Source organism: Frigoribacterium sp. AC759 (genome assembly GCF_979256015.1).
The window spans coordinates 1-237 of sequence record NZ_CEEDMT010000193.1 but is presented as its reverse complement, the minus strand read 5'-3'; the positions used below and the strand labels follow the sequence as shown (position 1 = coordinate 237).

The following is a 237-nucleotide window of genomic DNA, read 5'->3' as shown; positions in this document are numbered from 1 at the left end:
AAATCATGTTCCGCCGTCTCGCTCTACTCGCTGTTGCCGCGCTGCTCAGTGCCTGCGCCGCCAATCAGGTCAATCACGATTTCGACGCCAGCCGCGACTTTGCCGCTTATCGCAGCTGGAGCTGGAAAGACCCGGCCCTGCAATATCGCCCCGATGATCCACGCATCAAGAGTGACTTGACCGAACAGCGCATCCGCCAGGCGGTGGCCGATCAACTCGATCAGCGCGGTTTGCGCC

General features: G+C 61.2%; 1 protein-coding gene. It reads left to right on the top strand.

Going from position 1 to position 237, the window contains the following annotated elements:
- Positions 1 to 5: 5 nt before the first annotated feature.
- On the top strand, positions 6 to 237 hold a 232-nt coding region (locus ACZ6JE_RS15620), incomplete at its 3' end, for a DUF4136 domain-containing protein (protein ID WP_464319543.1).